Below are 15,113 nucleotides of genomic sequence, written 5' to 3'. Positions count from 1 at the left end.
TTTCCTGAAATTACAGGGAAAGGGAATGAAGTTCCGTAAAAAATGAAGGATAAGATACATCTACACACTGACCATCCTGGATTTCAGTATTTCCCTCGGCGGCAAGGGCTGCGATGGAAAAGGCCATTGCGATCCGGTGATCCAGATAACTGTTGATCTGTCCTCCATGAACCGGATTACCGCCACGGATGATCATGCCGTCGTCGGTTGGTGTTACATCAACGCCCATGGCAAGAAGTCCTTCTGTAGTTGTTTTGATACGGTCAGTCTCTTTGACCTTCAATTCGGCAGCATCCCTGATGATCGTAGTTCCCTCGGCGAAAGCAGCCATCACTGCAATCATCGGAATCTCATCGATCAGTGTAGGGATGATTGCACCTTCTACGGTGGTTCCGTGAAGAGCGCTTGTACGTACAAGAAGATCGGCAGTTGGTTCACCACTGTCACAATTTTCGTTTAGATAGGTAATGTCTGCCCCCATTGCCCTGCATATTTCAAGGATTCCGGCACGGGTCGGGTTAGTACCTACATTCTTTATCAGAAGTTCAGAACCTGGAACCAGAAGGGCAGCAGCGATGAAGTAAGCAGCAGAAGAAATATCTCCGGGAACCAGGATCTTCTGTCCGTATAATTCCTCACATGGGAGAATAGATGCAGTTGCACTGCCATCAGAATGTATTTCTGTCTGTACGTTGGCACCGAAGCCATTCAGCATCAGTTCTGTATGATTACGGGAAAGTACAGGTTCTGTAACCAGGGTTAATCCGTCTGCATAAAGTCCTGCCAGGAGTACGGAAGATTTAACCTGAGCAGAAGCTACTTTTGAGTGATAGTGGATTGCGTGCAGGGATGGATTCTGACCGGCAGGAAGCAGGCTGTTGATCAAAAGTGGTGCGCACCCGTTCCCATTCTGGCTTAAAATATCAGCGCCCATCATCCCAAGAGGCTCCATGATCCTCTTCATCGGGCGGGAGTTCAGAGAAGCATCGCCGGAAAGAGTGGTGGCAAACGGCTGACCGGAAAGAATACCGGAAATCAGTCTTGTGGTGGTTCCGCTGTTCCCCACATCTAAAAAAGAAGAAGGTTCGGAAAGTCCGTGAAGACCTTTGCCGTGAACCAGGATACGGTCAGGTGTGTCTTCGATATTGATTCCCATGGCACGAAAGCAGCCGATGGTAGAGAGGCAGTCGGCGCCGTGAAGAAAATGTGTGATCTCAGTAGTTCCTTTTGCCAGTGCACCGAACATAATAGAACGGTGGGAGATGGATTTATCGCCGGGAACAGATACTTCCCCGCGAAGCTGTTTAACAGGTTGGATTTGCATAATATAGTAACCTCTCATTCGTAAAATTCTATTTTCAAGCATTGTGACCAATTTACACAAAGTTCTGAAAAGATTTTTTGGACTGTCTTGCAATTCCCGCAATCCTCAAAAACATTCGTAATCCGCTCATTTTTCTTTGAAAACTGGCTACTTGCTCATGTTTTTGGCGGGTCAAGAGGTCAAAAATCCTCTCGCAAGCAAGCTTGCACCGGCTTTCTGTCCTTTTGACCCTGGTATCATCATTTAATTATTAACGCTCATAAACAATATAACGATGCTTCTGCAAAAGTGCTACTGCCTTCTCACAGGAGATGCTGTCATAGAATTCGATGCGGAGTACGCCTTCTTCAAATTCACGGTTATGAACGATTCCGATGTTCTTAATGCTGAGTGCATTAGAAGCGAGGATGGTCGCAATGGTGGCGATCACACCGGCTTCATCCGGGATGTCACAGTAGATCTCGAATGCACGCTTGATCGGGCCGGCAGAACCGTTTGGCATGGAATTGCGGTAGTTCCGGGAATGGTCGAACATATCGTAGATTCCCTGGGAGTCTCCGGCATCAACCAGTTTTTTCGCTTCATTTAATGTTTCGATATAATTTCCAAGGATCTGGGAAATATTACTCTGATTCTGTGCACAGATATGTTCCCACATGGTCGGTGAGGAAGAGGCGATTCGCGTAATGTCCTTAAAGCCGCCGGCGGCGAGGGTTTTCATCAGCTCATCCTTGGTGTCGGTGTCTCTGACAAAGTTGACCAGACTTGCGGCAATGATATGTGGCAAGTGGCTGATCGTGCCGGTGACGATGTCGTGTTCATGATAATCCAGTACGATTGGAAGTGCACGCAAGGATTCTACGAAGGATGCGTATGCATCAACCTTTTTTTTCGCTACTTTGGCGGAAGGGGTGAGAACAAAGTAAGCGTTCTCAATCAGGATTGGTTTGGAATTGGCAAAACCACTCTTTTCGGAACCGGCCATCGGGTGTCCTCCGATAAAGTAATCCTCCAGTCCCAGCCGGATGATCTCGTCATGGATCGGAGTTTTGACACTTCCGACGTCAGTCAGGATCATATCATCATGCAGGTAAGGCATCATCTGCTTTAAATATGCAGTATTGAAAGCAACCGGGGCACATAAGAAGATGTAGTTGCAGCCTCGGAAATTATCATCGATTGAGGTACAGGCCACATTGATGATGGATTCTTGTGTGGCAAGTGCCAGAGTTTCTCTATTCTTGTCGAAAGCGACAATCTCATAATCCGGATAATATCGCCGGATCGCCTTTGCAATAGAGCCCCCAATGAGTCCGAGTCCGATAAATCCGATTTTTTTCTGTTTCATAATTTTTCGTCCTTTCGTGATAGTCTACCTTTCATAATATAGGAAAACAGGCTATCTGTCAATAAAGCAATACTTTAAAGTGCAAAAGTGAAAGTTTTTGTTGAAATTCTATAAAATAGTTGTGTTTTTATAGAAAGTTTAGTACAATATATCCATGAGAAACTTTAGCAAGGAGGCAGCAAGCATGAAGGTTTACAGAACGGATGAAATTAGAAACGTGGTCCTTTTAGGACATGGGGGAAGCGGAAAGACCAGTCTGGCAGAAGCGATGGCTTATGTATCTGGAGCAACAAATCGTATGGGATCTGTTGAGAACGGTAATACGATCAGTGATTTTGATAAAGAAGAACAGAAACGTAAATTCTCACTTAGCACAAGTCTGATTCCGATTGAATGGGAAAAAGCAAAGATTAATATCCTTGATACACCTGGATATTTTGATTTTGTCGGAGAAGTGGAAGAAGCAGTCAGCGCAGCCGATGCAGCTGTTATCGTTGTTTCCGGAAAAGCCGGTGTGCAGGTAGGAACCGAGAAAGCATGGGAGCTCTGTGATAAGTATAATCTTCCGCGTATGATCTATGTTACTGAGATGGATGTGGATGATGCCAGCTTCCGTCAGGTTGTTGAAGATCTGACCGCAAGATACGGTAAAGTGATTGCACCACATTTCCAACCGATCCGTGAGAACGAGAAATTAGTAGGTTATGTCAATGTTATCAAGAATGCAGGTAGAAGATACACCGGACTTGGACAGAGAGAAGAGTGTGAGATTCCGGATTACTGTCTGCCGAACCTGCAGATTTACAGAGAGAAGCTTCTTGAAGCAGTGGCAGAGACCAGTGAAGCATTTATGGAACGTTATTTTGAGGGAGATGAATTCTCGGTTGAAGAGATCCGCTCTGCCATGAGAACAGAAGTTATGGACGGAGATATCGTTCCGGTAGCAATGGGATCCAATGTTCAGGCACAGGGTGTTGCAAACTTACTGTCTGATATCGTAAGATTTTTCCCGAGTCCGGAATACCGTGAATGCGTAGGCATCAACCGTAAGACCAATGAGATCTTTGAAGCACATCATGATTTTGCAGCCGCAAAGACCGCATATGTATTCAAGACCATGGTAGATCCGTTTATCGGAAAATATTCTTTCGTAAAAGTATGTTCCGGTGTATTAAAGGGGGATGATGTCCTTTACAATCCGGAGTCAGATGCAGAAGCAAAGATCGGCAAGATCTACACCTTATCCGGCAACAAACCGGTAGAAGTTCAGGAACTGTTTGCAGGTGATATCGGAGCGATTGCAAAACTGACAAGTACAAAGACAGGGGATACCCTTTCAACAAAAAATACACCGGTATCTTATGGAAGAACCGAATACTCCAAACCGTATACATATATGAAGTATGTAGTGAATAACAAAGGTGATGAGGACAAGGTATCACAGGCTCTTGCGAAGATGATGGCAGAGGATGTGACACTGAAAGTGGTAAATGACAGTGAGAACCGCCAGTCACTGATTTATGGAATGGGTGACCAGCATCTGGAAGTGACAGCAAGCAAGCTGGCAGAGCGTTACAAAGTCGGAATCAGACTGGAGACACCAAAAGTTGCGTTCCGTGAGACGATCCGCAAGAACTCGGATGTAGATACCAAGTATAAGAAACAGTCCGGAGGACATGGACAGTATGGACATGTTAAGATGCGTTTTGAACCATCCGGAGATCTGGATACACCGTATGTATTCCAGGAAGAAGTAGTCGGAGGTGCTGTTCCGAAGAACTACTTCCCGGCGGTTGAAAAAGGATTGCAGGAATCTGTATTAAAAGGACCTCTCGCCGGATATCCGATAGTTGGTGTGAAAGCAACTCTGTATGATGGATCTTACCATCCGGTAGATTCTTCTGAAATGGCATTTAAGACTGCGACGATTCAGGCATTTAAGAAAGGATTTATGGAAGCAGGACCGGTTCTTCTTGAGCCAATCGCATCTGTGAAAGTAACCGTTCCGGATGATTATACCGGAGACGTTATGGGAGATCTGAACAAGAGACGTGGCCGTGTTCTTGGAATGAATCCACAGTCAGGCGGATATCAGGTAATTGAAGCGGATGTACCGATGACAGGCATGTTTGGATATTGCACAACACTTCGTTCTATGACAGGTGGACGAGGAAGCTATTCGTATGAATTTGCCCGTTATGAACAGGCTCCGGCAGATGTACAGGAAAAAGAAATTGAAAAGCGTGCAGCTGAAGAATAAGAATAAGGAAAAGCCGGGAGAAAATCCCGGTTTTTTCTATTGTACTTTCGTACTAAAAGTGGTATACATATTATGATGGTGGCAGCTTCGGCTGTCCCATTGGTATTTTATACAATTTTAGTATTAAAGGCTTAGTATTAAGAGCAAAAGTAGAGGAAAAGAAAAATGAAAATTGTAATTATTGGGGACGGGAAGGTTGGTCATAAACTGACCATACAGTTATCCGAAGAAAATTACGATGTGGTTTTGATTGACCAGAATGAGGGGAAATTAAAAGAAGCGCTGAATCAGCTTGATATTCTCTGCATTACCGGAGATGGTGCAGATGCGAAAGTGCAGAAAGAAGCAGGAGTGCCGGGCGCTGATCTTGTTGTGGCATGTGCATCGACAGACGAACTGAATATGCTGAGCTGCCTGCTCGCAAAGAGACTGGGGGCAAAGCACACGATCGCCCGTGTAAGGAATCCGATCTATTATCAGCAGATCGATCTTTTGAAAGAGGACTTAAGACTGAGTATGGCTGTCAACCCGGAACTTGCGGCTGCATTTGAGATTTCCAGATCGATCCTTCTTCCGGATACTGCAAAGGTAGAGACTTTTATGAAGGGAAAAGTCGAAATGGTAGAATTCATTGTCAAAGAAAGAAGCCATCTGGGCGGAGTATCGCTTGCTGAGCTTTACCGCAAGTTCCAGATCAAAGTTCTGGTATGTGCTGTAAGACGTGGATCGGAAGTGATCATCCCGAATGGTGATTTTGTCATCCATGATGGAGACCGGCTTCATATTGTTGCATCCCACAAATATATTGAAGAATTTTTCCATCTGATCGGAAAGCGGAAAGAGCCGAAGAATATTCTGGTCTGTGGTGGGGGAAAAGTCGGATATTATCTGGCAAAACAGCTTTTAGGACTTGGTATGCAGGTTAAGATCATTGAGCAGGACTGGAAGAAATGCGAAGATCTCTGCGACCAGCTTCCGAAAGCGACGATCATCTGTGGGAATGCCGCAGACCATGACCTTCTGATCGAAGAAGGAATTGAACAGGCAGATGCCCTGGTCAGCCTGACCGGTATGGATGAGGAGAATATTATCCTTGCACTTTTTGCAAAGACAAAAGGTGTGGACAAGATCGTGGCAAAGGTCAACGAAGACGGACGTGCCCAGCTTGTCGAGGAACTTGGGATCGATCTGATCGTATCGGCAAAGACTGCAACAGCAGATGCGATCATGAGTTATGTGCGTGCACGCCAGAATTCTCTCAAGAATGTCAATGTTGAATCTATGTATCAGCTGGTTGGCGGAAGAGTAGAAGCACTGGAATTTATTATCAAAGAAAAAACAGAATATACAGATATCCCGTTTAAGGATCTGGAACTGAAGCCGAACAATCTGATCGCATGTATCGGAAGAAAACGGCAGATTATTATTCCGGACGGGGATGAATCCATTCAGGTGGGCGACAGTGTTGTAATCGTTACAACCCAGAAGAAAGTTAAGGATATCACAGATATTCTGGCTGAGCAATAGGGGTGAAAAGAAATGAATGTGAAAATGATACGCTATATCATCAGCAAGATGATGGGAGCAGAGGGACTGCTGATGCTGCTTCCGATGATGGTTGGAATTATTTATGGCGAGCACACATCGGTTTATTTTCTGATTACAGCTGCGATCCTGACGGCAATTTATCTGCTGTTTGGCAGAAAATGCCCGGAGAACATGACGATTTATGCCAAAGAAGGTCTGATCATTGTTGCAACGGCCTGGATTTTCTGGTCACTTGCAGGTGCACTTCCATTTGTACTCAGTAAAAGTATTCCAAGCTATGTGGATGCTTTTTTTGAAACAGTATCCGGATTTACGACGACAGGTTCTACGATCCTGACTGAGATTGAAGGACTTCCGAAAGGAATTCTTTTCTGGCGTTCCCTGACACATTGGGTTGGTGGAATGGGAGTGCTGGTATTTGTTATGGTACTTACCTCTCTGGATGAGAAGAATTCCATGCATCTGATGCGTGCGGAAGTTCCGGGGCCAGAGGCAGATAAACTGGTTCCAAAGGCAAGAGGAACCGCAAGGATCCTGTATGGAATGTATTTTGCACTGACTACAATTGAGGTAGTTTTTCTTCTGGCAGGAGGGATGAACCTGTTTGACGCAGTGACACATGCATTCAGTACTGCCGGTACCGGAGGATTTTCCGGCTACAATGCAAGTGTGGCACACTTCAACAGTGCCTACATTGATGGTGTGATCACCGTATTTATGATCCTGTTTGGTATCAATTTTAACCTGTATTTCTTTCTGCTTTTGAAAGAATTTAAGAGTGTATTTAAGAATGAGGAGCTGCGTGCTTACCTGGGAATCATTGCAGGAGCAACCGTTGTGATCACCTGCAATATCGCCGGAGGTTATCATTCTCTTTTAAAGGCATTCCGCTATGCGGCGTTCCAGGTGGCATCCGTGATCACGACAACTGGATTTGTGACGGCAGATTTCAACAAGTGGCCGGAGCTTTCCAAATGTGTTCTGCTTCTTGTGATGGTAATCGGTGCTTCTGCCGGTTCAACAGGCGGTGGTATCAAAGTATCAAGACTTCTGATCCTGGTAAAAAGCATCCGCCGGGAGCTGAAAACTATGATCCATCCGAAAGCAGTCAATATCGTAAAAGTAAATGGGAAAAAAGTGAAAGAAGAGACGATGCGGGGGGTATATATATACTTTATTGCGTATATACTAATCCTGATCGTATCCGTGCTTCTGATCTCGATCAATAACTTTGATTTTACTACTTCATTTACCGGAGTGCTTACTACACTTAATAATGTAGGACCGGGACTGAATCTGGTAGGACCGGTGGAAAATTTTGCGAAGTTCTCAGACTTCTCGAAGATTGTGTTCTGCGTGGATATGCTGATCGGACGACTGGAAATCTTCCCGTTCCTGATGCTGTTCTCGCCGTCACTTTGGAGTAGAAAATTCTAAGACAGCTTTGGTAAGGCAAAACGATGAAAAGGAGAATTTATGAAAAAGAAAAATATAGCGATCAGTTTTCTGCTGCTTTTAGTGGCAGCAGGAATCTGGTATTATGTATCACTGCCGGCTTTTAATATCCATTCTTCCGGAGTGTGGTATTTTGTGCTTGTTCTGGTGCTTGCGGTCGGTCTTGTGTTTGCAGGAAAAAAAGGCTTGCGATACGGAGCGATTGATCTGAAGGAGATGAAAGAATCCAAAGGTTTCAAATGGTGTGTCCGTCTTTTTATTTTTTTGTTAGTGATTTATCTGGCCGGAACCATTCTTTCTTCACCGATTGTGAATGCGAAGAAATACCAACAGCTTCTGAAGGTAGAAGAGGGTGAATTCACAAAAGATATCGAGGAGCTTTCCTTTGACCAGATCCCGCTTCTGGATAAGGAGTCTGCGCAGCTTTTAGGAGACCGGAAGATGGGAAGCATGTCAGATATGGTATCCCAGTTTGAGGTGGACGATATCTACAGTCAGATCAACTACAAGGATCGTCCGGTCCGTGTGTCACCTTTGAAATATGCGAATCTGATCAAATGGTTTACCAATCGGAAAGATGGACTTCCTGCATATATCCGGATCGATATGGCAAGTCAGACAACGGAGATGGTAAAGCTGGAGCAGGGAATGAAGTATTCGACCAGCGAGCATTTTGGAAGAAATATTTACCGTCATCTTCGTTTTGCGCATCCGACTTATATTTACGGAGACCTTAGTTTTGAAATTGATGATAATGGTGTTCCATACTGGGTAGCACCGGTCAAAAAGTATAATATCGGTCTTTTCGGAGGAGAAACGGTAGGGCATGTGGTGCTCTGCAATGCGATCACCGGCGAAATGCAGGACTACAGGATCGATGAAGTCCCGGAATGGATCGACCGAGCCTATTCGGCAGATCTTCTGGTACAGCTTTATGATTATTATGGCACGTTAAAGCATGGGTATTTTAACAGTGTACTCAGCCAGAAAGATTGTCTGAAGACAACAAACGGATATAATTATCTGGCAATTGATGATGATGTATGGGTGTACACGGGAGTAACTTCTGTAAACAGTGACCAGTCCAATGTGGGATTTGTTCTGATGAACCAGAGAACTATGGAGACAAAGTATTATCCGGTGGCAGGTGCGATCGAGGATTCTGCGATGGCATCGGCAGAAGGACAGGTACAGAACCTGAAGTATCGGGCGACTTTCCCGCTGCTGCTTAACATTTCCGGGGAGCCGACTTACTTTATGGCACTTAAGGATGATGCAGGACTTGTGAAAAAGTATGCAATGGTCAATGTCCAGAAGTACCAGGTTGTTGCGATCGGGGATACGGTAAGTGTATGTGAAGAATCCTACAATAATTTGCTTCTTACCAATGGAATCAAGGAAAAAGAAGAAGTGAAGATGGATACCGGCACGATCGAAGGAAAGATCACGAAAATCGCCCAGGGCGTTATAGATGGAGATTCTCATTACTACATTATGCTGGAAGGATCAGATGAGATTTTTGATGTATCGGTAGTCGATTTTATTGAGATCATCAAGTATAATGTGGGAGATGATGTAAAACTGGAGTATGCAAAAGGGGATAAGGCAAATACGGTTTTGTCTTTGAAATAGCATGATGTTGGGGTCAAAAGGTATTTTGACCCCTTTGATACCAGATTGCGAGAGTGGAAAAATCCTCTTGCAAGCAAGCTTGCATCGGCTTTCTGACCTTTTGCCCCTGGTATCATAGCATAAAAAGAATGTGCTCTGTCACATTTGGAAAACCATAAAAGGAGGGATGAAGATTTACAGAAAATCTTCATCCCTCCTTTTGGATAATGTCTATCTTAGTTAAGGAGTGTACAATCTTCAAAATCTACATTACCAAGCTGTTCATTCGTTGCACTGATGCTGACATAAAAATCTACATCATTTTCTTTGGAGATCTTTTTCAGTGTTTCGATGAAAGAAGGAATGTTCTCAAGTGTGATGTCGGCGTGCTTTAAAATACCGTCGATAAAGATTGCTTTGATATCATGGTCTGCGCTTAACATACCGTAAATAAATCCAAGATATTCATCGGTATTGGTGATTACATCATAGTCATCCATGCAGATCGCTCTGATGTTGAAAGATAAGCTGTATGTATCTCTGTGGCTCTTCTTGATGAAGAATACGTTTCCTTCACATGTCTTTACAGCTTCGTTAGCACGTTCGATCATTTGCTGGGTTTTTCCGCTTCCTTTTGGGCCTGTCAATAAATTAACCATATTATCAAGTCTCCTTTGTTTATGAATTTGTACTAAAAAAGTACGAGATTTTATAAAACTATTATACACTAATCACAATGCATTAACAAGCTATTTATTTGCATCTTTTAAAGAAATGTGATACGATATAGCTCGGAAACAATTTGCAGTTAGAAAAGGCTAATTTATGGAATTATAATAATAAGAAAAGAGGAACGAAAAATGACGAAAGTTGATATTATTTCTGGTTTCCTGGGAGCAGGAAAGACAACATTCATCAAGAAACTGATCGAGGATGTATTTCCGGGAGAAAGACTGGTCCTGATCGAGAACGAATTTGGGGAGATCGGTATTGATGGCGGATTCTTAAAAGATGCCGGCGTTGAGATCACAGAGATGAACTCAGGATGTATCTGCTGTACACTGGTGGGGGATTTTAGCAAAGCACTTCAGAAAGTACTTGTAGATTATACACCGGATCGTGTCATCATCGAACCTTCAGGAGTTGGAAAGCTTTCTGATGTTGTAAAAGCAATCGAGGGTGTCAAAGATGAGGCAGATATTGAGATTGACGGAAGAATCACAGTTGTTGACGGTAAGAAAGCAAAGATCTATCTCAAAAACTTCGGAGAATTCTTCAATAACCAGGTAGAGCATGCATCTACGATCGTTATCAGCCGTACCCAGATGATGACAGATGAAAAGGTAGAAGAGTGCGTGCATATGCTGCGTGAGAAAAATGCAGAGGCAACCATTATTTCCACACCTTGGGAAGAACTTGGAAAAGATGCCGTTTTGCATGCCCTGCAGCATGGTGCTGAGATCGAAGGTATCCTGGAAGAACATGCACATGAGCATGACGACCACGAACATCACCATCATCATGATGACGAATGTGGCTGCGGTCATGATCATGATCACGACCATGAGGAGCATGAGCATCATCACGAACATGATGAGAACTGCACCTGCGGATGCCACGATCATGACCATGAACACCATCATGATCACGACCATGAAGAGCATGAGCATCATCATGAACATGATGAGAACTGCACCTGCGGATGCCATGACCATCATCACGGACACGAAGGACATCATCATGCAGATGAAGTATTTACGAGCTGGGGCAAGGAGACTGCTCATAAGTATACAGAAGAAGAACTGGATTACCTGCTGAAAGCATTATCTGAGACAGATGCTTACGGAACCGTACTTCGTTCCAAAGGAATTATCCAGATGGCAGACGGTTCCTGGAAGCAGTTTGATATGGTTCCAGAAGAATATGAAGTCCGTGAGGGACAGGCTGATTACACAGGACGTGTATGCGTGATCGGAACAGATCTCAAAGAAGAGGATCTGATTAAGTTATTCCATATCTAGGAGGAGCAAGCGGCGATGACAACACCGGTATATATCTGTACAGGATTTCTGGACAGTGGAAAAACAACATTTATCAAAGACACACTGATGAAGCAGGAATGGATCGAAGAAGGTCCGACATTGCTTTTGCAGTGTGAAGAGGGAGAGGAAGAGTACTCGGAAAAATATCTGGATGAGAATGGACTGTTCCTCTTCAATATAGAAGAAAGAGAAAAGTTAAATAAAACTTTCTTTGAAAACTGTGAGAAGATCTATCATCCGGTCCAGGTGATCATTGAGTACAATGGAACCTGGGATCTGCAGGAAATTCTGGATGAAGATTTCCCACGCAACTGGGAGATTCAGGGTGTGTACTCAACGGTTAGCGGTGAGACGCTGGACATGTACCTGAAGAATATGCGGAATATGCTGATGAACCAGCTTACTGAATCTGAGTTGATCATCATCAACCGTTGTGGGGAAAATACAGACCGAAGTGCGTTCAGACGTGCCCTTAAGATCCAGAACCCACAAGCACAGCTGATTTTTGAAGGCGTGGATGGCAATATTATCCCGCAGACAGAAGAGGATCTGCCATATGATCTGAAAGCAGACCATATCTTCATTGATGATGTGGACTTTGGGACCTGGTATGTGGATGCATATGAGCATCCGGAGCGTTACGAGCACAAGAAGATCACCTTCCTTGCACAGCTTTTCCGTCCGAAGGGAATGCCGGCAAATATGCTGATTCCGGGAAGACAGATCATGACCTGCTGCGCAGATGATATCCGTTTCTATGGATATCCATGTAATCTTGGAAGGGCAGCGCAGATCACACAGAGAAGCTGGAAAAAAGTAACCGTCAAGTTCGAGTACGAAGCGTACCGTCCGATGGTTCCAAAGCAGCCGGTTCTTTATATGCTGGAGATGGAATCCGCAGAAAAACCGGAAGAAGAGGTAGTATATCTTGGATAAATTTCAAGTATTAAAGCAATTTTTTGGCTATGACGGAATTCCGACCGGGACAGGAGAAACTGATCGATGCGATCCTGTCCGGCCGGGATGTACTCGGCATACTGCCAACGGGAGCTGGAAAGTCCATCTGTTTTCAGATTCCGGCTCTGATGATGGGAGGTATTACACTTGTGATATCTCCCCTTATTTCTCTTATGAAGGATCAGGTGGCATCCCTCAACCAGGCAGGGGTTCATGCAGCCTATCTGAACAGTTCCCTGACTATGGGGCAGTACCGGAAGGCACTTGCTTTTGCAAAAGAAGGAAGATATAAGATTATCTATGTGGCACCGGAGCGGCTGGAAACTGCAGAGTTTATGGATTTTGCTATGAGCGTGGATATTTCTATGATCGCAGTCGATGAAGCGCACTGTGTTTCCCAGTGGGGACAGGATTTCCGGCCAAGTTATTTAAAGATCACAGAGTTTGTAGAGTATCTTCCAAAGCGGCCGGTTGTGAGTGCATTTACTGCAACAGCGACGAAAGAAGTAAGAGAGGATATGATCGATATCCTGATGCTGGAGGATCCGGAAGTAGTAATGACAGGTTACGACAGACCGAATCTGTTCCTTGCGGTACAGTTCCCAAAGAATAAATATGCCGCACTCAAAGCATTTATTGAGGAGCATCCGGATCAATGCGGGATCGTCTACTGCCTGACCAGAAAGCAGGTGGAGGAAAATTGCGCACTCCTGGAAATGGATGGGTTTTCCGTGACCAGGTATCATGCGGGACTGACAGACCAGGAGCGGCGTGATAATCAGGATGATTTCATTTATGACCGAAAGCAGATCATGGTGGCGACGAATGCATTCGGGATGGGAATTGATAAATCCAATGTCCGCTTTGTCGTACATTACAATATGCCGAAGAATTTGGAATCCTATTATCAGGAAGTGGGACGCTGCGCCCGAGACGGTGAGCCGGGGGAGTGCCTGCTTTTATATAGCGGACAGGATGTGATCACAAACCAGATGTTCATTGAGAACAACCGCGACAATCAGGAACTGGATGAACTGACGCGCCGGATCGTGATAGAGCGGGATCAGGAGCGCTTGAAAAAGATGACTTATTATTGTTTTACAAAGGAATGTCTGCGTGATTATATTCTGCGGTATTTTGGGGAATACGGAAGCAATTACTGTGGGAACTGTTCAAACTGTAAGACGCAGTTTGATACCGTGGATATGACGGCAGAGGCAAGGATACTTGCCATGTGTGTAAAAGAAAGTCATCAGCGTTATGGAATCAATGTGATTCTGGATACGGTGCATGGGGCAAACAATGCGAAGATCCGGCAGTATGGCATGGGTGCCAGTCCGGCTTACGGGGTACTTTCTAAGACGCCATCGTGGAAGCTCAGGCAGATATTCAACCAGCTTCTGGCAGAAGGATATCTGAAGACCACGCCGGATTCTTATATGATTGTGAAACTGACTGAAAAGTCGGAAGCACTGATTGCAGGGCAGGAGACATTTACAATGAAGATGGCAAAAGAACCGGAGAAAGAGGCGAAGACAACAGCGAAGAAAAAAGTGAAGAAAACGGCCGGACTGGTTCTGAATAAAGAGCAGGAAGAGTCTTTTGAAATCCTGCGCGTTCTGCGGGCAGAGATAGCAAGAGAAGAAAAAGTTCCGCCCTATATTGTATTTTCCGATAAGACCCTTGTGCAGATGTGTATCGAAAAACCGATAAATAAGAATGCTATGCTGAAAGTTTCCGGTGTGGGAGAGTTCAAGTTTGAAAAATATGGAGAGCGCTTTCTGGAGGTGATCCGGTCGTGGACATAGAATATCATCTGATCCGGTCAGATAGGCGCAGTATTGGAATCGAAGTTGACCGGGAAGGAAAGGTGATGGTCCGTGCACCCTATTCCTGTGAGAAAAAGCGGATTGACCGGTTTCTTCTGGAGAAAGAGAACTGGATCCGACAGAAGGTAAAGCTTCAGAAGGAAAATGCAATGAAGCGGCAGGAAAAGAGAGAGATGCCGGAAGCAGAAAAGAAATATTACCGGAATCTTGCAAGAGAAGTATTAGGTGCAAGGACCGGATACTATGCCCGGAAAATGGGTGTGACCTATGGGCGTATTTCCATCCGGGAGCAGAAGACCAGGTGGGGAAGCTGCAGCAGCGTGGGGAATCTCAATTACAACTGGAAGCTGGTGCTGATGCCGCCGGGAGTTCTGGATTATGTTGTGGTGCATGAGCTGGCACATCGTAGAGAAATGAATCATTCCGCTGCATTCTGGAAGGTCGTGGCGACGTGGATGCCGGACTATAAAAAATATAGAAAATGGCTGAGAGATAACGGAAATCAATTTTAAATGGTAAAAATAATCAAGAATTCGTAAAAAACAATCAAGAATCTCTTGACGGAACTTGTATTTATTTTTATAATAACAAGGTATATGAAAAAAACAAGGATAAGGATCAGTAAAAGATTAGAGTCTGTACAGAGAACTGCCGGGCGGTGCAAGGCAGCAGATCAAATCTTTGAACTCGCCTTTGAGTTCTTCTGCTGAACGGTTTTCAGATAGGCAGAAGCGGGAAT

At 44.5% G+C, this 15,113-nt stretch carries 10 protein-coding genes, 1 pseudogene and 1 other annotated feature (1 of these 12 cut by a window edge); of the genes and pseudogenes, 8 read left to right on the top strand and 3 right to left on the bottom strand.

Annotation, left to right across the window (positions count from 1 at the left end; all coding sequences use genetic code 11):
• Positions 1–10 precede the first annotated feature (10 nt).
• Both aroA and PGR14_RS01870 read right to left on the bottom strand, forming a co-directional pair.
• Entirely contained in the window at positions 11–1,324 is a 1,314-nt protein-coding gene (gene aroA, locus PGR14_RS01875; RefSeq protein ID WP_044998927.1) for a 3-phosphoshikimate 1-carboxyvinyltransferase, read from the bottom strand.
• A gap of 250 nt (positions 1,325–1,574) precedes the next feature.
• Positions 1,575–2,672: a prephenate dehydrogenase gene (locus PGR14_RS01870; protein ID WP_022220726.1), complete on the bottom strand. Its 1,098-nt coding sequence runs from the start codon at positions 2,670–2,672 to the stop codon at positions 1,575–1,577.
• A gap of 184 nt (positions 2,673–2,856) precedes the next feature.
• On the opposite strand from PGR14_RS01870, the gene PGR14_RS01865 reads away from it, so the two are divergent.
• The 4 genes from PGR14_RS01865 (at position 2,857) to PGR14_RS01850 (ending at position 9,567) form a co-directional block, all read left to right on the top strand.
• Positions 2,857–4,932, top strand: coding sequence for an elongation factor G (locus PGR14_RS01865; RefSeq protein ID WP_270222877.1), 2,076 nt, complete (start codon positions 2,857–2,859; stop codon positions 4,930–4,932).
• 165 nt (positions 4,933–5,097) lie between these two features.
• A complete protein-coding gene (trkA, locus tag PGR14_RS01860) occupies positions 5,098–6,459 on the top strand; it encodes a Trk system potassium transporter TrkA (protein ID WP_022220724.1) in 1,362 nt (453 codons plus the stop codon).
• 12 nt (positions 6,460–6,471) lie between these two features.
• Positions 6,472–7,917 carry a TrkH family potassium uptake protein gene (locus PGR14_RS01855; protein WP_008371730.1) on the top strand — a complete coding sequence of 482 codons (1,446 nt, stop codon included), beginning with the start codon at positions 6,472–6,474 and terminating at the stop codon, positions 7,915–7,917.
• A 39-nt stretch (positions 7,918–7,956) separates the two neighbouring features.
• The gene (locus PGR14_RS01850; protein WP_055246576.1) at positions 7,957–9,567 is read left to right on the top strand and encodes a hypothetical protein; all 1,611 of its coding nucleotides are present in this window, start codon (positions 7,957–7,959) and stop codon (positions 9,565–9,567) included.
• 215 nt (positions 9,568–9,782) lie between these two features.
• Here the strand turns inward: PGR14_RS01850 and PGR14_RS01845 are convergent, their stop codons facing one another.
• Positions 9,783–10,205: a DsrE family protein gene (locus PGR14_RS01845; RefSeq protein ID WP_008369803.1), complete on the bottom strand. Its 423-nt coding sequence runs from the start codon at positions 10,203–10,205 to the stop codon at positions 9,783–9,785.
• Between the two features lie 201 nt (positions 10,206–10,406).
• Between PGR14_RS01845 and PGR14_RS01840 the strand changes: the two genes are divergently transcribed.
• The 4 genes and pseudogenes from PGR14_RS01840 (at position 10,407) to PGR14_RS01825 (ending at position 14,886) form a co-directional block, all read left to right on the top strand.
• Complete coding sequence (locus PGR14_RS01840) at positions 10,407–11,567, top strand: CobW family GTP-binding protein (RefSeq protein WP_055158434.1); 1,161 nt, start codon at positions 10,407–10,409, stop codon at positions 11,565–11,567.
• A 15-nt stretch (positions 11,568–11,582) separates the two neighbouring features.
• On the top strand, positions 11,583–12,524 hold the full coding sequence (locus PGR14_RS01835; protein WP_008369798.1) for a TIGR03943 family putative permease subunit: 942 nt from the start codon (positions 11,583–11,585) through the stop codon (positions 12,522–12,524).
• Positions 12,517–14,353: pseudogene (gene recQ / locus PGR14_RS01830) on the top strand (DNA helicase RecQ). Before PGR14_RS01835 ends, recQ begins: the two are co-directional and overlap by 8 nt.
• The gene (locus PGR14_RS01825; protein WP_055249510.1) at positions 14,344–14,886 is read left to right on the top strand and encodes a M48 family metallopeptidase; all 543 of its coding nucleotides are present in this window, start codon (positions 14,344–14,346) and stop codon (positions 14,884–14,886) included. Before recQ ends, PGR14_RS01825 begins: the two are co-directional and overlap by 10 nt.
• 87 nt (positions 14,887–14,973) lie before the next feature.
• Positions 14,974–15,113 (top strand) — a binding site (T-box leader); it runs 98 nt beyond the window's last position.

Source organism: Coprococcus sp. AF99-45 (assembly GCF_027663865.1).
Classification (GTDB): Bacteria; Bacillota; Clostridia; order Lachnospirales; family Lachnospiraceae; genus Allocoprococcus; species Allocoprococcus comes.
This window is presented reverse-complemented; position numbering and strand designations above follow the sequence as displayed.

Excerpts from the sequence above, each read along its gene's own strand:
- PGR14_RS01845 (WP_008369803.1), bottom strand. The coding sequence starts at position 10,205 with ATGGTTAATTTATTGACAGGCCCAAAAGGAAGCGGAAAAACCCAGCAA.
- PGR14_RS01870 (WP_022220726.1), bottom strand. The coding sequence starts at position 2,672 with ATGAAACAGAAAAAAATCGGATTTATCGGACTCGGACTCATTGGGGGC.
- PGR14_RS01865 (WP_270222877.1), top strand. The coding sequence starts at position 2,857 with ATGAAGGTTTACAGAACGGATGAAATTAGAAACGTGGTCCTTTTAGGA.
- PGR14_RS01835 (WP_008369798.1), top strand. The coding sequence starts at position 11,583 with ATGACAACACCGGTATATATCTGTACAGGATTTCTGGACAGTGGAAAA.
- PGR14_RS01840 (WP_055158434.1), top strand. The coding sequence starts at position 10,407 with ATGACGAAAGTTGATATTATTTCTGGTTTCCTGGGAGCAGGAAAGACA.
- PGR14_RS01850 (WP_055246576.1), top strand. The coding sequence starts at position 7,957 with ATGAAAAAGAAAAATATAGCGATCAGTTTTCTGCTGCTTTTAGTGGCA.
- trkA (WP_022220724.1), top strand. The coding sequence starts at position 5,098 with ATGAAAATTGTAATTATTGGGGACGGGAAGGTTGGTCATAAACTGACC.
- aroA (WP_044998927.1), bottom strand. The coding sequence starts at position 1,324 with ATGCAAATCCAACCTGTTAAACAGCTTCGCGGGGAAGTATCTGTTCCC.
- PGR14_RS01855 (WP_008371730.1), top strand. The coding sequence starts at position 6,472 with ATGAATGTGAAAATGATACGCTATATCATCAGCAAGATGATGGGAGCA.